Source organism: Pseudoalteromonas sp. bablab_jr011, from assembly GCF_016464045.1.
GTDB classification, from domain to species: domain Bacteria; phylum Pseudomonadota; class Gammaproteobacteria; order Enterobacterales; family Alteromonadaceae; genus Pseudoalteromonas; species Pseudoalteromonas lipolytica.
The window spans coordinates 1-21,437 of the sequence record NZ_JACDWU010000041.1 but is presented as its reverse complement, the minus strand read 5'-3'; the positions used below and the strand labels follow the sequence as shown (position 1 = coordinate 21,437).

19 protein-coding genes and 1 pseudogene are annotated in these 21,437 nt (G+C 39.9%); 14 read left to right on the top strand and 6 right to left on the bottom strand.

Going from position 1 to position 21,437, the window contains the following annotated elements; genetic code table 11:
* Positions 1-14: 14 nt before the first annotated feature.
* Both JIG41_RS01230 and JIG41_RS01225 read left to right on the top strand, forming a co-directional pair.
* The gene (locus JIG41_RS01230) at positions 15-425 is read left to right on the top strand and encodes a GFA family protein (RefSeq protein WP_199524145.1); all 411 of its coding nucleotides are present in this window, start codon (positions 15-17) and stop codon (positions 423-425) included.
* A gap of 5 nt (positions 426-430) precedes the next feature.
* The gene (locus JIG41_RS01225; RefSeq protein ID WP_065979943.1) at positions 431-742 is read left to right on the top strand and encodes an antibiotic biosynthesis monooxygenase; all 312 of its coding nucleotides are present in this window, start codon (positions 431-433) and stop codon (positions 740-742) included.
* A gap of 536 nt (positions 743-1,278) precedes the next feature.
* On the opposite strand, the gene JIG41_RS01220 is transcribed toward JIG41_RS01225, so the two are convergent.
* The 3 genes and pseudogenes from JIG41_RS01220 to JIG41_RS23235 form a co-directional block, all read right to left on the bottom strand.
* The gene (locus tag JIG41_RS01220) at positions 1,279-2,487 is read right to left on the bottom strand and encodes a porin (protein ID WP_075593554.1); all 1,209 of its coding nucleotides are present in this window, start codon (positions 2,485-2,487) and stop codon (positions 1,279-1,281) included.
* A gap of 171 nt (positions 2,488-2,658) precedes the next feature.
* Positions 2,659-3,003: a hypothetical protein gene (locus tag JIG41_RS01215; RefSeq protein ID WP_249406590.1), complete on the bottom strand. Its 345-nt coding sequence runs from the start codon at positions 3,001-3,003 to the stop codon at positions 2,659-2,661.
* Positions 3,004-3,021: 18 nt separating this feature from the next.
* Positions 3,022-3,147: pseudogene (locus tag JIG41_RS23235) on the bottom strand (TetR/AcrR family transcriptional regulator); the annotation flags it as partial.
* Between the two features lie 238 nt (positions 3,148-3,385).
* Between JIG41_RS23235 and JIG41_RS01210 the strand changes: the two are divergent.
* The 7 genes from JIG41_RS01210 to JIG41_RS01180 all read left to right on the top strand — a co-directional run bounded on the left by JIG41_RS01210 (position 3,386) and on the right by JIG41_RS01180 (position 11,855).
* Positions 3,386-4,972 carry an ABC-F family ATPase gene (locus tag JIG41_RS01210; RefSeq protein ID WP_075593556.1) on the top strand — a complete coding sequence of 529 codons (1,587 nt, stop codon included), beginning with the start codon at positions 3,386-3,388 and terminating at the stop codon, positions 4,970-4,972.
* Between the two features lie 195 nt (positions 4,973-5,167).
* Positions 5,168-5,650, top strand: a complete 483-nt coding sequence (gene purE / locus JIG41_RS01205) for a 5-(carboxyamino)imidazole ribonucleotide mutase (RefSeq protein ID WP_065979940.1) — start codon at positions 5,168-5,170, stop codon at positions 5,648-5,650.
* 1 nt (position 5,651) lies between these two features.
* Positions 5,652-6,800: a 5-(carboxyamino)imidazole ribonucleotide synthase gene (locus tag JIG41_RS01200; RefSeq protein WP_199524144.1), complete on the top strand. Its 1,149-nt coding sequence runs from the start codon at positions 5,652-5,654 to the stop codon at positions 6,798-6,800.
* 137 nt (positions 6,801-6,937) lie between these two features.
* Positions 6,938-7,168, top strand: a complete 231-nt coding sequence (locus JIG41_RS01195) for a DUF2798 domain-containing protein (protein ID WP_036968356.1) — start codon at positions 6,938-6,940, stop codon at positions 7,166-7,168.
* Positions 7,165-8,097 (top strand): YeiH family protein, encoded by a 933-nt coding sequence (locus JIG41_RS01190; RefSeq protein ID WP_036968358.1) that lies wholly within the window; start codon positions 7,165-7,167, stop codon positions 8,095-8,097. Before JIG41_RS01195 ends, JIG41_RS01190 begins: the two co-directional genes overlap by 4 nt.
* Positions 8,094-9,257, top strand: a complete 1,164-nt coding sequence (locus JIG41_RS01185; protein ID WP_199524143.1) for an endonuclease/exonuclease/phosphatase family protein — start codon at positions 8,094-8,096, stop codon at positions 9,255-9,257. Before JIG41_RS01190 ends, JIG41_RS01185 begins: the two co-directional genes overlap by 4 nt.
* Positions 9,258-9,362: 105 nt before the next feature.
* Entirely contained in the window at positions 9,363-11,855 is a 2,493-nt protein-coding gene (locus JIG41_RS01180) for a prolyl oligopeptidase family serine peptidase (RefSeq protein ID WP_199524142.1), read from the top strand.
* Positions 11,856-11,927: 72 nt separating this feature from the next.
* On the opposite strand, the gene JIG41_RS01175 is transcribed toward JIG41_RS01180, so the two are convergent.
* Together JIG41_RS01175 and rrtA are read right to left on the bottom strand one after the other, a co-directional pair.
* Positions 11,928-12,521, bottom strand: coding sequence for a hypothetical protein (locus JIG41_RS01175; protein WP_118844321.1), 594 nt, complete (start codon positions 12,519-12,521; stop codon positions 11,928-11,930).
* Between the two features lie 78 nt (positions 12,522-12,599).
* A complete protein-coding gene (gene rrtA / locus JIG41_RS01170) occupies positions 12,600-13,205 on the bottom strand; it encodes a rhombosortase (protein ID WP_409372703.1) in 606 nt (201 codons plus the stop codon).
* 54 nt (positions 13,206-13,259) lie between these two features.
* Between rrtA and ggt the strand changes: the two genes are divergently transcribed.
* The 4 genes from ggt (at position 13,260) to JIG41_RS01150 (ending at position 19,430) form a co-directional block, all read left to right on the top strand.
* Positions 13,260-15,017: a gamma-glutamyltransferase gene (gene ggt, locus JIG41_RS01165; protein WP_199524141.1), complete on the top strand. Its 1,758-nt coding sequence runs from the start codon at positions 13,260-13,262 to the stop codon at positions 15,015-15,017.
* 175 nt (positions 15,018-15,192) lie between these two features.
* Positions 15,193-16,887, top strand: coding sequence for an NAD-dependent malic enzyme (locus JIG41_RS01160; RefSeq protein WP_074988207.1), 1,695 nt, complete (start codon positions 15,193-15,195; stop codon positions 16,885-16,887).
* A 1,184-nt stretch (positions 16,888-18,071) separates the two neighbouring features.
* A complete protein-coding gene (locus tag JIG41_RS01155) occupies positions 18,072-18,566 on the top strand; it encodes a nuclear transport factor 2 family protein (RefSeq protein ID WP_199524140.1) in 495 nt (164 codons plus the stop codon).
* Between the two features lie 147 nt (positions 18,567-18,713).
* Positions 18,714-19,430 (top strand): SIMPL domain-containing protein, encoded by a 717-nt coding sequence (locus JIG41_RS01150; protein WP_199524139.1) that lies wholly within the window; start codon positions 18,714-18,716, stop codon positions 19,428-19,430.
* A gap of 4 nt (positions 19,431-19,434) precedes the next feature.
* On the opposite strand, the gene JIG41_RS01145 is transcribed toward JIG41_RS01150, so the two are convergent.
* Positions 19,435-20,784: a DUF2254 domain-containing protein gene (locus JIG41_RS01145; protein ID WP_199524138.1), complete on the bottom strand. Its 1,350-nt coding sequence runs from the start codon at positions 20,782-20,784 to the stop codon at positions 19,435-19,437.
* Positions 20,785-20,915: 131 nt separating this feature from the next.
* On the opposite strand from JIG41_RS01145, the gene JIG41_RS01140 reads away from it, so the two are divergent.
* Positions 20,916-21,290 carry an MAPEG family protein gene (locus JIG41_RS01140; protein ID WP_036968374.1) on the top strand — a complete coding sequence of 125 codons (375 nt, stop codon included), beginning with the start codon at positions 20,916-20,918 and terminating at the stop codon, positions 21,288-21,290.
* Positions 21,291-21,437: the final 147 nt, after the last annotated feature.

Sequence of the window (21,437 nt, the reverse complement as noted above, 5' to 3'; positions counted from 1 at the left end):
CCACAAGAGGGAATATGTACCAAGGAAGCTGTTTGTGTAGCAAAGTAACGGTAACAATTGCTGGTGGCATAGATTCAATTATTCATTGCCATTGCTCACTATGCCGTAAAAATTCGGGTACTGCTTATGCGACGAATGGGTTTATTCGCCGTGATGGGTTTGCAATTACACATGGTAAGCAGTATCTGAGTGCGTTTGAATTTAAAGCCGGTAGAATACGTTATTTTTGTCGCTGTTGTGGCTCGCCTATTTACAGTGAAAATAAAGAGGATATGAGTCGTTTGCGTATACGCTTAGGTCTATTGGACAGCGATATTACAGAGCGTCCGATTAGTCATAACTTTGTCAGTTCGAAAGCCAATTGGGATACCTTCGACAGTGATATTCCATGCTATGATGGTTTTGAACCAAGCAGACGTAAGTAACCATTATGATAGCCACGACGCCCAAACCCCCGTATTACGCAGTTATATTTACGAATACCTTATCTGAGAACACCGCAGGCTATGAAGAAATGGCTAACCGTATGGTTGAACTTGCCGAGCAACAACCTGGTTTTTTAGGCATGGAATCAGTGCGTGATGGTGTAGGGATTACCGTTTCTTACTGGCAAAGCCTAGATGCTATTAAGTCGTGGAAACAACATGTTGAGCACCTCAACGCTCAACAACTTGGTCGCGATAAATGGTATAACGCATTTACAACACGTATCGCAAAAGTAGAACGTGAATACTCGCTGTAGAATAGCAGTAACAATAAGAACACATCATACTCTATGTTTATTAATTACACTCTCAGCAATTGAGTGGGGAAGTATAATAGTTAATCGCAAGAACGATGGTTCAAGCCCTAAGTAACATCTAATTTAGTCGAATTAACTTTGCAGCGCTGAGTTCATTTTGTTTATCTTTTGCATTTTTGTCGCTTCTTTATTACCAATAACATGTCTTAATTTCGTGCATAAACCCCAGTTGCATTTTGCACTCAGTTACCAGCAAGCCGCATACGTAATATCAGAATAGTGACTTAATTTCTCCCCATGACATCGAAAATACGCTAGGTATGTAAAAGCTCGCAAAATAGAGGAGTAGGGAAAAATAAGAGTTTTCACAATGGTGTTATCGATAACATCTTTTATGTGTATGTATTTATATTCAATTAGCTTTTAATGATTTGAATGTAATTATCGTTATTGCAGTGTCGTACAGGGTACGTTGGCATAGAGTTATTTATCTAAAAAATAAAGCCCACGATTGTGGGCTCTAAATTAAAACTTAATTACAATGTGTAATTGAAGCCGATGGCAATACCATCATCTTCGGTTTGCGACATTTGAGCTTCTTGCTCTGCATCATTGCTTGAAAAGTCACTAAAGTCTTTACGCGCTTCGATATACAAAATCGTGTCTTTGCCCATGAAATAGTGTGCGCCTAAAACTGCAAACTGACGCTTGAACACATCCTCAGGATCTGCATTAAAGTTTGGCTGGATCACGTAATCGTCACCGGCATCAAACACGTTATAGGCAACAAAAGTACGTAAATTATTGTCGAATCGATAACTTAAAATTGATTCTAACCCGACAGCGTCTTTTATTAAGCGGCCAATGTTATCGGTGTCGTGGTTTTCGTTTTTGTTTATGTTGGCCGATGCATACCAGCCCGGTTTATAAAAGTCACCATAGGTAATGCCCGCACCATAAATTAGATCAGTGACCGATTGATTGCGCCCACCCGCGTATAAAACATCAAATTGTCCACGGTTTACACCCGCTGTTAATTTTAAATTATCAGTAGCAAAATAGGTGAGGGCAGCACCATAGGTTGAATTAAACTCTACTTTTTGCGCAGCGTTATTGCCTTGGTTCCAAAGCACTTCACATGAACTTCGTGATATATCGGCAATATCACATGTATAAAAATCATCAGATTTTAACTGGGCTTGCAGTGCAACATGAAACTTACCCCATGTATTACGGTATTGCAGTACTTTATCACCTCGACCGGTGCCGTTTACTGCACCATCGTCTTTATTATACGTATACACGCCGGCTGCGTTACCATCCCACACTAAACTAAAATTAGTGTTATAAACAACGTCATACCAAGCACCCCATTGTTTACCCAGCGTAATTTGACCATAGTCATCGTGCTTAATACCGACATAACCTAATCGGTTATATAAAAACTCATCCTGAATTGATTCAAAGCGATTATTATAAATAATGTCACTACTGCCTACCGGGTTTACGCCCCATTCTAGTAATGCAAATGCATGCCATCCATTTTGTAATTGGCGCTTAAAATCAAAATTAATGCGTGACGCACCATTAACAACTTCTGTCTGACCTTGCGTGTTTATAATACGCGCATCGATAAAGCCGCCTACTGTGACACTGTTCGTTTCATCTTTGTATATTTCGATTGCATCCACAGTGTAACTTGTAAATAAACCAGCAATCAGTGTGGCAGCGAGTGTTCTTTTCATAGAGTACCTTGTTTTATTATTGTCCCTAAGAGGTATAAATTAACTAAAAGATGAAGACTATCAAAGCTAAAATAAGGTAAAAAGTGAAAAAATATCATGAAAGGTACAGCCTTTGTGGAATATTTATTCATTTTCAGTTCACTTCATTGAATAATCAACGTGTTAGTCAGACTAAAAAATAGACACTTTTTGACTAAGTGTTCTTAGCATTAATTTAGTATTGGGTGTGTCTGCACCTAATCCATACAATAAAGTCATAAAATAACAATCAAGCAAGATTGCGGCTTTTACTTTGTTAAATTGTGGTTGGTCAGCAAAAACTAATGAATGCATTAGATCCATATGCTGCTGTTGAAATGTTTGCGAAAACAATCGTTGGCTAAAAAGCACTTTATAAAAACAATGGTGCAAACAATAAAATTGATAAAAATATTGTGCATAGTGATTAAGCTTAAGTCGGGGAGGGCGATGTATATCGGTCTCTTTTGCACGCTCTAACACATCTTTAAAACGCATGTCTAAACACGCCTCTAAAATTGCCACCTTATCAGAAAAATGATTAAACAAAGTGCCTACAGCAATACCGCTTGCTGTAGATATTTGCCTGGTTGACGTGTCGTTAAAGCCACTTTCAGTAAAGAGACTCCACGCTTCGTTCAGTATCCGTGAGTGCGTTTAATCGTGCTTTGTCATGTTTAGCCCATTGATTTATATTGCTAAATTTTTAAATGAGCGCGCTCATAAGTAAAAGTGAGCATGCTCATTAAAGGTAGACTGCCCATTTGAAATTGTAAAATCACTGCGCGTATTTAAAGAAACTTTCATGGCGTGCAAAGCGGCTTTAGTTTAAAATTGCACGCAGTTTTATTTTTACTTTTACCCGCTGGAGGGTACCGCTATCATTAGTACAGCTAATATCACCATGCAATTTGGTGCTAAACCTTTATTCGAAAATATCTCAGCTAAATTTGGCGATGGCAACCGCTATGGTCTAATCGGTGCAAATGGCTGTGGTAAATCAACGTTCATGAAAATCCTCAGTGGTGAGCTTGAGCCATCAGCAGGAAATGTCAGCACAGATCCAAACGAACGTATCGCAAAACTAAACCAAGACCAGTTTGCTTACGAAGAGTTTTCTGTTATCGACACGGTTATCATGGGTCATAAAGAGCTGTGGGAAGTAAAAAAAGAGCGTGATCGTATTTATAGCTTACCTGAAATGAGCGAAGAAGACGGTATGAAAGTAGCCGATCTTGAGACCGAATTTGCTGAAATGGACGGTTACTCTGCTGAAGCTAAAGCAGGTGAGTTACTTATTGGCGTAGGTATTGGCACTGAACAGCATTACGGTCCAATGTCTGAAATTGCCCCTGGCTTTAAACTGCGTGTGTTACTTGCTCAAGTACTGTTCTCTGACCCAGATATCATGTTACTGGATGAGCCTACCAATAACTTGGATATTTACACCATTAAATGGTTAGAAGACGTGTTAAACCAGCGCGACTGCACCATGATTATCATTTCGCATGACCGTCATTTCTTAAACTCAGTGTGTACACACATGGCTGATATCGATTACGGTGAATTACGTATTTATCCAGGTAATTACGATGAATATATGTTTGCTGCAACACAGGCTCGCGAACGTTTACTAAGCGAAAACGCCAAGAAGAAAAGCCAAATTGCTGAACTTCAACAATTTGTATCGCGTTTCTCTGCAAATGCTTCTAAAGCAAAGCAAGCTACATCACGCGCTAAACAAATTGATAAAATTCAGCTTGAAGAAGTAAAAGCGTCATCACGTCAGAGCCCGTTTATTCGCTTTGAACAAGAAAAGCAATTATTCCGTAATGCACTTGAGTTAACTAACCTTGCACAAGGCTTTGACGAGATACTTTTCAGCGGCCTTGAGGGCTTAGTGGAAGTGGGCGAGCGCATTGCGATTATCGGTGAAAACGGTGTTGGTAAAACAACACTTTTAAATACTCTTGCTGGGCGTTTAGCACCAAAGCAAGGTGAGTATAAATGGTCTGATAACGCGAACATTGGTTATTATGCACAAGACCATGCAGATGAGTTCGAAAAAGACATGAACTTGTTTGAATGGATGGAACAATGGCAACAAGCAGGAGATGATGAGCAAGTTGTTCGTAGTTTCCTTGGTCGTATGCTGTTTTCACAAAACGACATCAAAAAATCGGTAAAAGTCATTTCAGGTGGTGAGCAAGGCCGTATGTTGTTTGGTAAAATTATGATGCATAAGCCAAACATTTTGTTAATGGATGAGCCAACCAACCACATGGATATGGAATCTATCGAAGCGCTAAACTTAGCCCTTGAAGCGTACGAAGGTACATTATTGTTCGTTTCACACGATAGACAGTTTGTATCATCACTTGCAAATCGTATTTGGGAGATTAAAGACGGTAAAATTATCGACTTTAAGGGAACATATACTGAGTACCTAGCAAGTAAAGAAGCATAATCGTTAAGTTACTGCTTAAAAGCCATGCAAGTCATGGCTTTTTTGTGCTTCTAGAGTCGCATCTTTATGTGACTTAGGTATATAATACACGCCACAAAATAAGGACAAAAGTCCGCTTTTATACCAATTTGCATGATTAAATTATCAGTTGGTATTAATCGCTTTTTTATAAAATAAATTGATTGAGGTGTAAATATGACTGTTGGCATTATTATGGGTTCCAAATCAGATTGGCCAACGATGGAACATGCGGCGTTAATGCTTGAAAAATTCGGCATTGAATACGAAACCAAAGTTGTTTCTGCACACCGTACTCCTCAATTACTTGCCGATTATGCAAGCTCAGCTGCTGAGCGTGGTATAAAAATTATTATAGCGGGTGCCGGTGGTGCTGCGCACTTACCTGGTATGGCTGCAGCGTTTACCTCGCTACCTGTATTAGGTGTACCTGTTAAATCTAAAACGCTAAACGGTGTTGATTCATTATTATCTATCTGCCAAATGCCTAAAGGTGTTGCTGTAGGTACGCTTGCTATTGGTGAAGCCGGTGCGGCAAACGCGGGTCTACTCGCTGCACAAATTTTAGGTTGCCAACAGCCTGAAATCTTCGCAAAAGTAGAAGCATTCCGCAAAGAACAAACAGAGACTATTTTAGCTAACCCAAATCCTGCAGAGTAATATGAATATTTTGATTTTAGGTGCAGGTCAGCTAGCTCGTATGATGAGTTTAGCGGGCGCACCGCTTGATTTAAACGTGGTTGCTTACGATGTAGGCAGTGAAAAAATTATTCACCCTTTAACGGGTGAAGTTCACAGCAGCACATTACAACAAGCAATCGATAATGCAGATGCTATTACCGCAGAGTTTGAGCACATTCCCGATGATGTATTAACACTGTGTTGTCAAAGCAATAAGTTTTACCCGGGCAAAGCTGCCATAAAAACTGGCGGCGACCGTGCATTAGAAAAAACGTTACTCGATAAAACACACGTAGAGTGTGCGCCTTATCAATTAATTACCGAAAAAGCACATTTAATTGCCGCAGTTGAACGTTTAGGTAAACCGCTGGTAATTAAAACTTGCCAGGCTGGTTACGACGGAAAAGGCCAGTGGCGATTAAAATCAGATGACGAAATTGAACAAATCTGGTCTGAAATGGCAGACTTCATTGCTTCAGGTACTGACTCTGCGCCACATTCAATCATTGCCGAAAAGATGATCCCATTTGACCGTGAAGTATCAATCATTGGTGCACGCGACAAAGCAGGGAACACGGTTATTTACCCATTAACCGAAAATCAGCATACCAACGGTGTATTAACGCTATCTGTTGCTGGCAAAGAAAAAGCGGCCATTCAAGAGCAAGCTGAGCGCGCGTTTAATAAATTAGCGCAAGAGCTTGATTATGTAGGTGTGTTAGCGATTGAATTCTTTGATGTGCAAGGTACATTGCTCGTTAATGAAATTGCGCCACGTGTGCATAACTCGGGTCACTGGACGCAGCAGGGCACTCACTGTTCGCAGTTTGAAAACCATATGCGCGCAGTGGCGGGTTTACCTCTTGGTAGCACGGAGTTACTTCGCCCAACAGCGATGATTAACGTATTAGGCCAACCGTCTATTCCTCAATCAGTGCTGGCTACACAAGACGTTACGAGTCATTGGTATGGCAAAACAGCAAAGCCGGGGCGCAAAATGGGGCACATTAATGTCTCTGCCGATAATCTTCATCAACTGGGTGAGCGTTTAGCGGCCCTTGCCGAAATTCTACCAGAAGAAGATTACCCAGGTGTCGCAAACACCAGTACACAGTTGATTTTAAACTAATCAGTTTAAATTGCTAAAAGCCGAGGTCTTCTCGGCTTTTTAATGCCATTACATGTATTTACGTCTCTTGTCTCAAAGAGCTTGCGTCTATAAATTCTTCCGATAGACTCCTATTTTTATACTAATATTAGCGTGCTATGTTCCATCCACGATTACAAACAGTCGTATTTGCGTTTTTTATGGCGTTATTTATGTCTGGTTTTATGTCATTGGTGATCAGCATTTTTAACGTTGGTTTTGTCGATAATATTGTGATTCTTTGGTTAAAAGCATGGGCTTTTGCTTTTTGTGTTGCATTTCCTACTGTGATTTTAATCGCGCCTTTGGTGCATAAATTAACAAACAGACTGATAAGAGCCCCGTTGTGATTGCTGAACGTCCCAAACAACTTCTTTTTATTGCGTTATTCTTAATCTCGGCTATTCCTTTTGTAGGTTCTGCTACATCGCTCATTGTAGGGGCTTTATTTGCTATTATTTTGGGTAACCCCTTTGCAGCTCTCTCTCAAAAATTGAGTAAGATAATGCTCAAAATTGCTGTCATAGGTTTAGGATTTGCTGTTGATTTTAATCAAGTTATTGAAGTAGGGCGCAGCTCTATCGTACTCACCATTGTTAGCATTACAGCCATAATTGGCCTTGGTGAAATTTTATCTCAGTTATTTAAACTGAATAAAAATACTGGGGTATTGATATCGTTTGGTACGGCAATTTGTGGTGGGAGTGCGATAGCAGCTATGGCCCCCGTAATAAAAGCAAAAGATCATGAAGTCGCCATTTCACTCGCGGTTGTTTTTTTATTAAACGCGCTAGGTCTGGTGCTATTTCCAATGATTGGTCACTATCTTGGCCTAACAGAACAGCAATTTGGTGTATGGGCCGCACTTGCAATACACGATACCAGTAGCGTTGTTGGTGCATCAGCTGCTTATGGCGCATCAGCATTAGCGATTGCAACCACCATAAAGTTAACCCGAGCAATGTGGATTATTCCTTATACAAGTATTGCGGGAGTTTTTTGGAAATCAGATGAAAAAGCAAGTATCCCTTTGTTTATAATTGGATTTTTGGCAGCTGCACTGATAAATTCAAGCTTACCAGAGTATCAACCTCTTTGGCATGCATTGAATATTGGCGCGAAACAAATATTAGTTATGACGCTATTTTTAATTGGCAGTGGCTTATCTGTTACAGTGCTTAAGCAAGCTGGTATTAAACCTTTTATCATGGCAATGATCTTATGGATCATCGTCAGTAGTATTATTTTACTTTTAATAGTAGATGGATTTATTTCATGAAAAACGCCTTATTAACGTCTTCAATTGCACTTGCAACTGGTTTATTTGCAACTAACCTTGTTGCTGCCGACTTACGCGTTGCGACTTTTAACGTCAGTATGGACGCAACAAACTATGCAAGCAAAGGCGAAGCAATCGATAAAGACGCGCTCAGTAAAGCGCTTGCAAGTAACCACCAGCAAATTCGTAATATCGCAGAAATTATTCAACGCGTCAGACCTGATGTTATTTTACTCAATGAATTTGATTACATCGATGCAGATAAAGGCATTAATGTTTTTCGTAAAAATTATCTACAAGTATCACAAAATAAGCAGGTTGCTATAGATTACCCGTATGCTTTCATTGCGCCGGTTAATACAGGTTTACCCACTAATTTTGACCTAGATAAAGATGGTGTAAAGGGGCATTACAAAGGTGATGCGCACGGTTTTGGCTTCTTTGAGGGGCATTATGCGATGGCTGTACTCTCGCGTTATCCTATTGATTTAGAAAAAGCCCGTACACTGCAAACATTCAAATACAAAGATATGCCAAACGCGCAAATGCCTACAGACCCTAAAACAGGTAAAGACTGGTATTCAAAAGAAGCGTGGCAAGCTATTCATTTAAGCTCAAAATCGTTTTGGGATTTACCCATAAATGTAAAAGGGAAGACATTCCATTTATTAGCTTCGCATCCTACGCCACCTGTATTTGATGGTGATGAAGACCGTAACGGCAAGCGCAACCATGATGAAGTTAGACTGATTGCTGATTACATTAACAACGAAAACTACCTCTATGATGATAAAGGTCAACAAGGTGGCTTAAAACCGAATAGTCGGTTTGTAATTGTTGGCGATTTAAATGCTGCACCAGAAGGGGATAAAGCACGCCCAACGACAACGGATCAAATATTAAAAAATCCACATGTTAATGCGTCGTTTACACCATCGAGTAAAGGTGCAAAAGAGTCTTATAAAGACAGTTACGCTAAAAATTACACCGCGTATTGGCAAGCACGTGCTGATTATGTACTGCCATCAAATTACGGTATTGAAATTAAAAATGGGGGGGTATTTTGGCCAACCAAAGACAGCGAATTGTACCGTTTAATTAAAGATCGTAATGCGTCTTCTGATCATCGCATGGTGTGGCTCGATATTTCGTTAAAATAAGCTGTTATTAAACGGAAAAGTTTGGCTGTTTATCCTATTAAAATTGCTATTTCATCAGTGCTTCTGCTTAAATAAGGCGAATTATAATTACCTGTAAGAAGCACTATGAAATTCAAAACCACTGCTAACAAAACGTTAGTGGCTCTCGCAGTCGCATCTAGCTTCATGCTAGCTGGTTGTCAAACAACCGCCTCAACTGCAACAGAAGTAAGTCCTACTCAAGTTGCTCCAATGGTTGCTACACCCGTAGACACTGGTTCATCTGAAATTACATTAGAGCAAGCTATGGCTCACCCTGATTGGCTTGGTCGTCAGCCTGAGCGCGCTTTTTGGAATGGTGACTCTAAAAGCATCGTTTATGCGCAAAAGCAACAAGGTAACGAATTACGTGACTTATATGTTCAAGCGGTTAATAGCCAGTCTGCATCTCAAGTTGCGTTAAATAAACTACACACTGTTGGTGCAAAAAATGCTGTTTATTCAACAGATAAAAAGCAACAGGCCTATGCATTTGAAGGCAATATTTTTGTTAAAAACTTGAGCTCAGGTCAAATAACGCAGATCACACACGACAGTGCACAGCAATCAAAACCGCAGTTTTTAACCGACGGCAACCTTGCTTACCGCCAAGGTAATGCATTTTATAAAGTTGATTTAGCGACAGGTCGTCAAGTAGAGCTTGTAAATCTGCATTTAGACGATGCACCTAAAGGTGTTCAAGAGCCTGATACGTATATTGCAAAAGAACAGCATAAATTAATTGATTACATTGCACTTACGCACAAAAATAAAAAAGATCGTGAAGCGCGTGAAGAACAAATCAAAGAGCAAAACGACAGCATTGCAAATTCACAGTTTTATTTAGGTAAAGGTAAGCGTTTAGCCGATGTGCAGCTTTCACCAAACGGCCAAGCATTAGTTGCAGTAACCACCGAAAGCCGTCCATGGCGCGATGAAGGCGATATTATGCCTAATTACATCGCTGATGATGCGCGAGTTAAAGCAGAAAAAGTACGTCGCCGTGTTGCAGATGAAAAACCAATCAGCTCAGATATTATTTACATTGACCTTAAATCAGGTGAGCAAACAACACTAGCGTACGACACATTACCAGGCTTTGATGAAGATGTGCTTGCCGCGGTTAAAAAAGAAAACTACGCCCGTGATGGCAAAACTTACAAGTCTGAAAAAGCACCACGTGCAATTAATCTAATGATGGACTGGGGTTGGGATCAAAGTGCAATCCAATGGAACACCGATGGCTCAAAGGTTGCGCTTATGCTTGAAGCATGGGACAACAAAGACCGTTGGTTAGCAACTGTTGATACAAAGAACAACACACTTGTTTCTCAACACCGCTTACACGATGATGCGTGGGTTAACTATGCATACAATGACTTTGGTTGGTTAAATAACTCAGATACGCTTTACTACTTATCAGAAGAGTCTGGTTACAGCCATATCTATAAAAAGCCGCTAAATGGTAAAGCAACACAACTTACTAAAGGTCAGTTTGTTGTTTCAAACCTAACATTAACAGCGGATAACTCAGCAATTTACTACAAAGCAAATGTTGAGCACCCAGGTCTATACGAAATTTACCGTGTAAATCCTGCTAACGGTGAGTCTGAGCAAGTGACTAACCTAGACGGTATGACTGATTACCAGTTAAGTCCAGATGAAAGCAAATTACTGCTAACGCACTCAAAAATTATGTCGCCACCAGAGCTATATGTTGCAGATGCAAAAGCAAATACACAGGTAACTCAGTTAACGCATACGGTGTCTGACGAGTTTTTAGCTAAGAAGTTAATTGCGCCTAAAATTGTTGCTGTGCCTTCAAGCCACACTGATCAACCTATTTACGCAAAAGTGTATTACCCCGCTGACTATAAAGAAGGTGAAACAGGTAAAAATCGTAAAGCAGTTATCTTCAACCACGGTGCAGGTTACTTACAAAACTCGCACATGGGATGGTCTGGTTACTTCCGCGAGTTTATGTTCCATTCACTATTAGCATCTGAAGGCTATGTAGTCATGGATATGGATTATCGTGCGTCGAAAGGGTATGGCCGTGATTGGCGTACTGCAATTTATCGTCAAATGGGCACACCAGAGATTCAAGATTTAGCCGATGGCGTAAGCTGGATGGCTGAAAACGCGAATGTTGATACACAAGCTGTTGGCACGTATGGCGGTTCTTACGGTGGCTTCATGACGTTTATGGCACTATTTACCCAACCTGATTTATTTAAAGCGGGTGCTGCACTTCGTCCAGTGACCGATTGGGCTCATTACAACGGACCTTATACGTCTAACATCTTAAATCATCCAGATGTTGACCCGATCGCCTACGAAAAGAGTTCACCAATTTACTTTGCTGAAGGCCTGAAAAGTCATTTATTAATTAATGCGCCTATGGTTGATGATAACGTATTCTTCCAAGATTCAGTGCGTTTAGTACAACGTTTAATTGAGCTTGAAAAAGAAAACTTTGAAACAGCCATCTTCCCAGTTGAACCCCATGGTTTTGTACAGCCATCAAGCTGGTTAGATGAATACCGTCGTATTTATAAGCTATTTAAAGAAACGCTTTAATACTATTAAGTAATTTAAAAACAGCCACTTTAAGTGGCTGTTTTTATTTACATTATGATTATTTCAATGGGTCTATTTGCAGTGAAATGTGCTTACATTGAGCACTTTTGTATACTGCTCTGATTCGCCTTTAAAAATTAAATCATCGCTCACTAAGCTCATCTTAAAGTTCTTTATCCACGATAGCTTGGCTATAAACTCTAATTCATAGCGATTAAAGGATGCAGGGCACTTTAAATACACATAATGATGCGCTTTGCCAAAAGCACCGGGGTCCGCTGTATAGACATAGAAAGTACGGTCATTAAGTGTGTGTTCTTGATAAATGTAGTCTTTATGTGAGCCGAAGGTCGCATCCAGAAACATAACTAAGCCTGCCCCAGTAATCATCAAGCAAGCATACAAAAAACTCAATATAAGTGTGATGTTTGCGATTATTCTATTTTTAAAAAGCGCACTTACTTCCTGGTATTTCATGAGTAATAAGGTGAAGCCCAAAATAGCTGAGGCAAATACAATAATATTTTTTACCTGAGAGACATCCCTCATATACCTTGGCGATATAAACTGTAAATTAATAAATGAGCTTAGAAAGCTAAGCAGTAAAGGGCCGTAAAGGCAAAGTGCGATGAGACCAAGATAAAAATAGCCATTATTCTTTATCATTTAAAATTCCTTTTTCGTATTAACAATTTTTCGTGTTAAAAAAGAACACAGCTAAAAAAAGCGAGCAAAGTTATGAAGTTACTCGCGATGTTTAATCAGTACAGGCAAAGCCAGCACAGTGCCGCCAACTGCACCGATAAAGTGAGCATCAATGGCAACATTTGACGCAATCAATTGGCTTACTGATTCACTAGGGCCTGCAACTTGCTCCCACACTACTTTTGCCCAGGTGCCTATAAATAACAACCAGCCACTTAGCATACCTGCTTGCACATCTTTGACAGCGCCCCAAATAATAACACCGTGCAAGAGTGCACTCAGTCCAGTGTATATTTTTATATCAGGGCAAAATAACCATACGCCTAAACCACACCATAAAGCCAAAACAGCGGTATTAAAAGCATACCGAGCAGGGGAGGTATGTTCTGCATGCAATGCCCATATTAATAAAATTCCGGCGCAATTTAAGGCTAAATGCGGCCAGTTTGCATGTACAAATTGACTCGTGAAAATACGCCAAAATTCACCATCTGCAACTAAATTACGGTTAAATTCTAAATAATCATTTAAGTTAAACGCAGCAAAAAGGGTACTAATCAGCATTAAACACAGTGGCGGCAGTACATATTGTGGTTTCAGAGGAAGGTTGATCATGTTATTTTTGTTGTATCTTAAATTTTGCATATTGTGCACGTTTAATTTTAAGATGCCAATTAAACACCGGGATTAAGTTTATTTATGTTATTCAAAACAAAAGCACTTATTGTGCTCTCTTCGTCATTAATTTATACAACGTCAATTTTTGCAGCCCCAACTAAGGTTGAAACGCGTGAGCCTGAAGCCGCGACAGGCTTTGCACATAAGCAGGTCGTTGAAGGCACTAAATACATGGTTGCTGCTGCAAATCCGTATGCAGTAAAAGCCGGTCAAAAAATGTTAGAAATGGGCGGCTCAGCGGTAGACGCAGCCATTGCAACTCAACTGATACTTACACTGGTTGAGCCGCAATCATCGGGCATAGGTGGTGGGTCGTTTTTGATGTATTTCGACAACAAAAACAAAAGCCTAACCACTTTCGATGGTCGTGAAACGGCGCCAAGCCATGCTGATGAAACTCTTTTTTTAGACAAACATGGTAAAGCAGTAAAATGGATTGAAGCAGTTGTGGGTGGTCGCTCAGTAGGTGTACCTGGGATTTTACATGCCTTTGCAAGCGCGCATAAACGTTATGGTAAATTGCCATGGCATACGCTGTTTCAACCGGCAATTGAGCTGGCAGAGCAGGGGTTTGTTGTATCCCCTCGTTTGCATAAGTTGCTGGCAAAAGAGCTAAACCCTGGCGTTACAACGTTACCCGTCATTCGTGATTACTTTTTCCCTGATGGTAAGCCACTGGCTGTCGGGACTGTAAAAAAGAACCCTGAATTAGCGGCTCTTTATAAAGACATAGCATCACAGGGCATTGATGCCTTTTATAAAGGTGAGAATGCCAAACAATTAGTGCATGCAGTACAAAACTCATTGGTTGCACCAGGCACGTTAACAGAAGCAGACCTTGCTAACTACCAGAGTAAAGAGCGCGCCCCTGTGTGTGTTGATTACCGTCAATACGAAGTATGCTCAATGGCCCCTCCGAGTAGTGGTGGTGTTGCGGTATTACAAATTTTAGCGTTGCTAGAACACAAAAATATGGCCAAGCTTGCACCTAACTCAGTACAAGCATTGCATTACTTTACCCAGGCATCACGTTTAGCGTTTGCAGACCGTAATGTATACATGGGCGATCCTGATTTTATGGCTATTCCAACGGACGGTTTATTAGATAAAAATTACCTAGCAAGCCGTGCTAAATTGATTACCGAAAAAGATGCCCACGCAGAAGCTGGAACGCCTCCTAACTCATTGGCCTACGCGCAGGATGACGCTTATGAATTACCGTCAACGTCGCATGTATCAATTGTAGACAGCGAAGGCAATGCCGTGTCAATGACCAGTTCAATTGAAATGGCTTTTGGTTCAACAGTTATGGTGAACGGGTATATTTTAAACAACCAGCTTACTGACTTTGCTTTATCGCCAACGAAAGATGGTAAACCACTCGCTAACCGTGTTGAGGCAGGTAAACGTCCGCGTAGTTCTATGTCGCCAGTAATGGTATTTAACAAAGACGGTAGCTTACGATTAGTCGTGGGTTCACCGGGTGGAAGCCGAATTATTGATTATGTAGCGCAGGTTGTTGTGGCTGTTCTTGATTGGGATTTAGATGCACAAGAAGCAATTAATTTGCCACGTATCACAAATCGTAATAATTACACCAGTCTTGAAAAAGACACCGAACTTGCCAACCACGAAGCCGATTTTGTTAACCGAGGCCACCAAGTTCGCATCTTAGATTTAAACTCTGGTTTACATGCTGTTGAACTAAAAGACGGTAAACTTTATGGTGCTGCAGATCCACGCCGTGAAGGCATCGCTTTAAGTGATAAAAGCCACTAAAAATAGGCTCAGCAGCCTTAAAGCTGCTGAGTTTTCATGTATACTTAGCCTTATGCTTTTTAGAGCATAAAATTCATTTTCTTCAATGGTCTGACAAGGTGGATTGTCATTGCAATTTAACCTTCAACAGTAATAATGTCAGATCATAATTATGACGCCATCAAAGCTTGGAAATATGACTACAAATACCGATCCGAATTATCTTTATATTCCTTATTCAGGCCCAGGTCTGATCGAAACGCCACTATTAAATAAAGGCAGTGCATTTTCACAAAAAGAGAGGGAAAGTTTCAACCTAGCCGGTTTACTGCCACCGCGTTATGAAACAATTGAAGAGCAAGTTGAGCGTTGTTACCAACAATATTCAAGTTTTAGCGACAACTTAAACAAACATATTTACTTACGTGCTATTCAAGATAACAACGAAACTCTTTACTACCGTTTAGTGCGTGACCATCTTGAAGAAATGATGCCGATTATTTATACCCCGACAGTGGGAGACGCTTGCGAAAAGTTCTCTGATATTTATCGCAGTGCACGTGGCTTATTCATTTCGTACGAAGATCGTTTCCAAATCGACGATATCTTGCGCAATGCGACGAAAGGCAAAGTAAAGGTTATCGTTGTAACTGATGGTGAGCGTATTCTAGGCCTTGGTGACCAAGGTATTGGGGGCATGGGTATTCCAATTGGTAAGCTGTCGCTTTACACCGCATGTGGTGGTATAAGCCCAGCATACACATTACCTGTTATGCTTGATGTGGGTACCAACAACGAAAAACTACTTAACGATCCTATGTACATGGGTGCTCGCCATAAACGTATTTCGCAAGAAGAATACGACGAGTTCCTTGAGCTATTCATTAAAGCAGTAAAACGTCGCTGGCCAAGTGTGCTACTTCAATTTGAAGATTTCGCACAACCGAATGCAATGCCACTGCTTAAACGTTACCGTGACGAAATTTGTAGTTTTAACGACGACATTCAAGGTACTGCAGCTGTTACAGTTGGTTCATTACTTGCGGCGTGTCGTGTTAAAGGTGCTAAGTTATCAGAGCAAAAAGTTGTGTTTGTTGGTGCAGGTTCAGCAGGGTGCGGCATTGCAGAGCAAATCATCAGTACGATGGTTGCTGAAGGCATTTCTGACGAGCAAGCGCGTTCACAAATATACATGGTCGATCGCTTTGGTCTACTAACAGAAGGAATGGAAGGTCTTCGTGATTTCCAAGATGCTTTATCGCAATCAAAAGAAAACTTAAAAGACTGGACTTACAGTGGCGAATTCGCCTCGCTTCTTGATGTAATGCACTGCGCTCAACCAGATATCCTTATTGGTGTATCGGGTCAACCTGGCTTATTCACTGAGCAAGTTATTCGTGCAATGCATGCCTCGTGTGCGCAGCCAATTATTTTCCCACTTAGCAACCCGTCTAAGCAGGTAGAAGCACTGCCAGCAGATGTTATAGAGTGGACCGACGGACAAGCCATTGTCGCCTCAGGAAGCCCATTTGAACCGGTTGAATACAACGGCCAGTTATTCCAAATCCCACAATGTAATAACAGTTACATTTTCCCTGGTATTGGTTTAGGTGTAATAGCTGCAAAAGCAACCCGTATCACAGATGCAATGCTTATTGTATCAAGTGAAACGTTAGCAGAGTCTTCACCACGTGCAAACACAGGTCAAGGTAGCTTATTGCCAGCACTAACTGAAATACAAGCATTGAGTAAACGTATTGCGTTTGCCGTTGCTAAAAAAGCGATGGAAGAAGGTGTGGCACTGGAACTAACAGACGACGCGTTGTGGGCTGCTATCGAAAAGAATTATTGGTTACCTGAATACCGCAACTACAAGCGACGTAGTATTTAAACTTAAGCATTTAAACTTAAAATATTAATAGAAACCAAAGCCTTCGCGCTTTGGCTAAATGACAAAGGGGACCTAAAATAGTAGGTCCCCTTTTTTTGCCTAAAAATACAAGCACTCAGCACTAACACCAGTAACACCAATACCAGTAACACAATTGTCGAGCTAAGATGAGTCGATACTAGATGAATTGCTATTAAGTAACGCAATTTCATCGGCTTTTATTTTCTGCTAAACAGCTTCGTTAAGAGAGTAATCAAGGATTCAAAGGGATAAAATGCGTGCCTGTAGAACAATTCCTCCATTGTGAAATGTATAAGTTAGTAAGCCATACCAACTGAACAACCAGCCTCACAAAACCTAATATTTTTATTAGAATGACCCATATTCTATTTACTATATTATTAGTTTTTTAAATTTATCGAGTAAAGATCTGACCTGTTTTGTTTATTACAAAAAGATTGATTGGAATTAATGTCTTTTCGTCAGGTATCGATGTAAGGTGGTTAATTATTACTCGTTCTTATTAAAGTAACGTCGTTTGGGTAACCCCATGTTTAATTCGAACTTTCATCTTACTTATCTACAACATGCATCCCTAGCCAAATAACAACGTGTGCATGGTTTCTAGTTTGCTACATCACGATTAGGGACATACATAGTTATTTTACGGATAACAGTAATACATAGAGTATTTTTAAGTCTTTAATTTTATGGTCAATTTACTGAATTATAAATTAGCCAGACTGTAATTTATTTTTAAATGATACCTAGCAAGAATCCTATTAAGTGGCTGCTGCCAGCCCAAAACACTGGGCGCTTTTTTTGCCGCAGAGCCATGCATTAAGCAACTAACAGATTTTTTAACTCAGGAGAGTAAAATGAAGAAGGAAATGATCCAAACTGCAGTCATTAGACTGATAGCGATATTAGCATTCAGTGCAGGTGCAGTAGATAAACCAATTTCGGCTTCGCCGAAAGAGAAAGATCTTAAGTGGGGACCTTGTCTGGCATTTTTTCCAACAAAGTGCGACGTGAATATAAACTCTAAAGCTTGCATGAATTTAAAGCGCTGCGCCTAACAAGGTGCTCTGTTTCTTTCAGCTCCATTTTAGCCACATTTTTTGCCCATATTAAGGGCAAGAAATACATGAACATTCTGACAACAGCGTGTATAGGAGAAATATATGAGTACAGGGAAAATAGCGATTAGAGTTGTGTTGTTTGCAATTTCCATACTCCTTGTAGGGTGTGAATTAAATGCAAAAGGTAGCGCAGAAACTGCTTTAGAGGAATCTAACTTAAAGAAGGCGCTGTATTGCATGGAAATCCTCGAAAATAGACCAGATCTTGAGCCTAAGCATCGAATAGATATTTTGCGTAATGAATGTTACAGCGAACATTTTATTGAGCATTCACCAAACATACCTGATGGCCGTGATGCGCTGTTGAGTTTATTTGAGAGCCGTTATAAAAAGTACCCGAAACTGTCAATGTCCATTAAGCGCACTGCTTCTGACGGTGATCTTGTTTGGCTTCACCTTCATGTAAAACATACACCTGAATCGCTTGGCGGTGCAGCAATCCAAATATTTCGGATGGAAGAAGGTAAAATTGTTGAGCATTGGGGGGTTGGGCAGTCTGTTCCAAAGGAATCTAAAAACATTAATACAATGTTTTAATCCTTATGTGAAAATAAAAAGCGCATAAAATAATGTTGTTCAAAGCCGTGTTGTTTCGAGCGTTAAGCTTCTAGTTTAAGCTTGTTCATTGCTAATTAACCTTATAAGGTATTTAATAGTTCACGTTTATACAAAAGGAACAAGGTTATGAATAAATTTGTTTTTTCATCTATTGCCGCATTTATGAGTTTTAATGTTTTTGCCTTGGCAACGCCAGACGCTCCGCATATTTATATTCAAGGTAATGCGTCTATCACCACAATCCCCGACAACGTAAAACTAACGGTCGCAATTGTAGAAATTGATAAAGACTTAATCGCCGCTAAAAATAAAGCCGACAATACAATGGCAAAAGCTATAAAGCTTGCAAAGTCAAAAGGGGTAGAAGAAAAGGGCATTTATGCGTCTAATATTTCTATTCAACGCGAAACGGAATATAACCGTGAAACAGGTAAACAAAACTTCGTTGGATACCGTGTAACTCGTAATTTATCACTTACGCTCACTGATACAAAACAGTACCCTGTTTTACTTCAACAACTTGTAAACTCAGGTATTAATGAAATAAATCAAACACAGTTTGTATCGAGCCGATATGAAGAGCTACAAAAGCAGGCACAAAAACTGGCAATTAAGGATGCCCGTGCCGCAGCAAAAGAGTTTGCCAATGATTATGGTGTTGAGTTAAAAGGCCTTTATACGGCTTCAAACAGCCCACTCGACACGGGAGTGCAACCCTACATGAGAGCTGAAAAAATGATTATGGCTGATGCAGCACCGAGTAACTATGTACCCGATGCATACAATGGGGGTGAAATAACCATCACCGCAAGTAGCTATGCGGTCTATTATATCGAAAATTAAACAGTTAGTTGGTGGTAAACTTTGCCACCAACGCCTTTCCTTTGTGTTCTGAAATACGCGCAATAGCCTTGAGCATATTGGTTACTTGCTGACGGTCGTATTCATTCGTTATATGCTTATTAATGTCTTCAACAATGGCCTCTAAATAAACAAATAAGCTTTCTGTCGCTTTACTGCTATCAGCTGATCTAAACAAAATATTTTTAAATGCTTCAAGTACATTGACCATCACATAAGCGTCACTTTTTGCATAATTCCTAATGGGTGTGAAGTTATCATGCAGTAATTCATCAAACGATGTCTCGTGCAAGTATAAATAAGGTTGATTATTCGTTGAATGCTTTAGCGAATAATTCACATCGCTTATTTTAAGGCGTTCTATCAGTAAAATGCTTAACATATCAATGGCCTTAACCGCAGTGCCCGGATCATTAATACCTGGGCTCATTGCTTTTACGGCAATTTCAGAAATTTGCGTCATACCATAGCGATAATGGTCACTTATGTATTCTTCAATATAAAAAATAAAACAGTTGAGCAGGGCATCAACAAGTTCAGGCATGTCTGATAAATCTTTATCACACTTTAAGAATGGGTAGCCTTTAACAGTGAAAAAACCTTGTTTAACCGCAATATAAATCTTTATATCGTGCTCTTTACACAGCGCACATAATTTATCACTGTGAGCCCCTTTAAAATAACCTTCTGTTTCACTCTTAATGTTGTGCCATTCATCAAAGTTAGGAAACTCATTAACATCGGTATCTTTTTGCATTGCGACAATGCAGGTGAGTTCATTTTTGGTATTTTTAAATAAATCGTTAAGTACATTATCAACTTGGATAGCCTTTGAGATTGAATGAATAAAGTAAACAAAAAACCCCAACGACACTAAGCCAAACAGCAAAGAAAAGAAAATACCCAAAGAGGGGATCCCCATTTCACCGTTTTCCATCGCGCGTATGTTTATCAACATAATGATGGTGTAAATGATACTGCCTAAGTAAAAACCCAAAACAAGCTGATGCGATTTACGAGTGATCAAACCGGGTAAAACTCGCGGTGACAGGCTCGCACTGGCACTATTAAGTACCACCATTACCATTGAAAAGCTAAACACGGTTAGCGAAATTATACTGCCGGCAAGGGTACTCAATATGGTTCGTGCGTTTTCTTCACTGTCAACTAATAGCACAGCAAAAAATTGCTTAACTTCCATTGTGATAGCTGCGTATTCAATTGCAGTTGTGATTAAAGCAAACAAAAGAAATAAAACGGATAGCATCGATGGGTAAAACCCAATACTGCTGATCATCTCGCGGTAATTGTCTGCAATTTTTCTTGGCGTAAACATGCATATCCTTTAAGAACAGTTAGACATTAATCATTATCGAGTCATAATAGTGTGCTAACTTAAATACCTATTTTATAGCCTAGCAACAAATAGTGCTAAGCGTCTAACTTTAAATAAGAATTGGAAATACAGTGATCGTTTCAACCTTTGCCGCCATATTGGCGATTTTATACATTCAGTTAAGTTTTCGTGTTATTAAAATTCGTAAAGCCAAGCAAATTTCACTAGGCGATGGCGGTGATGCATCTTTGCAAGCAGCAATTCGTGCGCATGGAAACTTTATAGAGTATGTGCCATTTACTTTGATCTTATTGTTCTTGGTTGAGTACCAAGGTCTATCAAGTCATTATTGTTATATTTTAGGAAGCATGTTGCTACTAGGTCGATTCTGTCACAGCTACGGGCTTGCTGATAACGTAATGAAATTACGTGCTTTTGGTATGATACTTACCTTTTTAACACTGGTTATCAGTGCTTTCATGTTATTAGTTACACAAGTTATGTAGGTTAAAGTGGGTGATGAGATGGACGCTCCCCTAAACGGCGTCAATGCGCCAAACTGGTTAACTCACACTCAGTTAAAAGGGAACGTCCGTCATGAAAATTAGCACATTATCAATTGATTTGGCAAAAAATGTATTCCAAGTCGCTGG

Bases quoted from the DNA above. Each gene is read 5' to 3' on its own strand.
- JIG41_RS01230 (WP_199524145.1), top strand. From the start codon at position 15: ATGTACCAAGGAAGCTGTTTGTGTAGCAAAGTAACGGTAACAATTGCT.
- JIG41_RS01225 (WP_065979943.1), top strand. From the start codon at position 431: ATGATAGCCACGACGCCCAAACCCCCGTATTACGCAGTTATATTTACG.
- JIG41_RS01220 (WP_075593554.1), bottom strand. From the start codon at position 2,487: ATGAAAAGAACACTCGCTGCCACACTGATTGCTGGTTTATTTACAAGT.
- JIG41_RS01215 (WP_249406590.1), bottom strand. From the start codon at position 3,003: ATGCGTTTTAAAGATGTGTTAGAGCGTGCAAAAGAGACCGATATACAT.
- purE (WP_065979940.1), top strand. From the start codon at position 5,168: ATGACTGTTGGCATTATTATGGGTTCCAAATCAGATTGGCCAACGATG.
- JIG41_RS01200 (WP_199524144.1), top strand. From the start codon at position 5,652: ATGAATATTTTGATTTTAGGTGCAGGTCAGCTAGCTCGTATGATGAGT.
- JIG41_RS01195 (WP_036968356.1), top strand. From the start codon at position 6,938: ATGTTCCATCCACGATTACAAACAGTCGTATTTGCGTTTTTTATGGCG.
- JIG41_RS01185 (WP_199524143.1), top strand. From the start codon at position 8,094: ATGAAAAACGCCTTATTAACGTCTTCAATTGCACTTGCAACTGGTTTA.
- JIG41_RS01180 (WP_199524142.1), top strand. From the start codon at position 9,363: ATGAAATTCAAAACCACTGCTAACAAAACGTTAGTGGCTCTCGCAGTC.
- JIG41_RS01175 (WP_118844321.1), bottom strand. From the start codon at position 12,521: ATGATAAAGAATAATGGCTATTTTTATCTTGGTCTCATCGCACTTTGC.
- rrtA (WP_409372703.1), bottom strand. From the start codon at position 13,205: ATGCAAAATTTAAGATACAACAAAAATAACATGATCAACCTTCCTCTG.
- ggt (WP_199524141.1), top strand. From the start codon at position 13,260: ATGTTATTCAAAACAAAAGCACTTATTGTGCTCTCTTCGTCATTAATT.
- JIG41_RS01160 (WP_074988207.1), top strand. From the start codon at position 15,193: ATGACTACAAATACCGATCCGAATTATCTTTATATTCCTTATTCAGGC.
- JIG41_RS01155 (WP_199524140.1), top strand. From the start codon at position 18,072: ATGAGTACAGGGAAAATAGCGATTAGAGTTGTGTTGTTTGCAATTTCC.
- JIG41_RS01150 (WP_199524139.1), top strand. From the start codon at position 18,714: ATGAATAAATTTGTTTTTTCATCTATTGCCGCATTTATGAGTTTTAAT.
- JIG41_RS01145 (WP_199524138.1), bottom strand. From the start codon at position 20,784: ATGTTTACGCCAAGAAAAATTGCAGACAATTACCGCGAGATGATCAGC.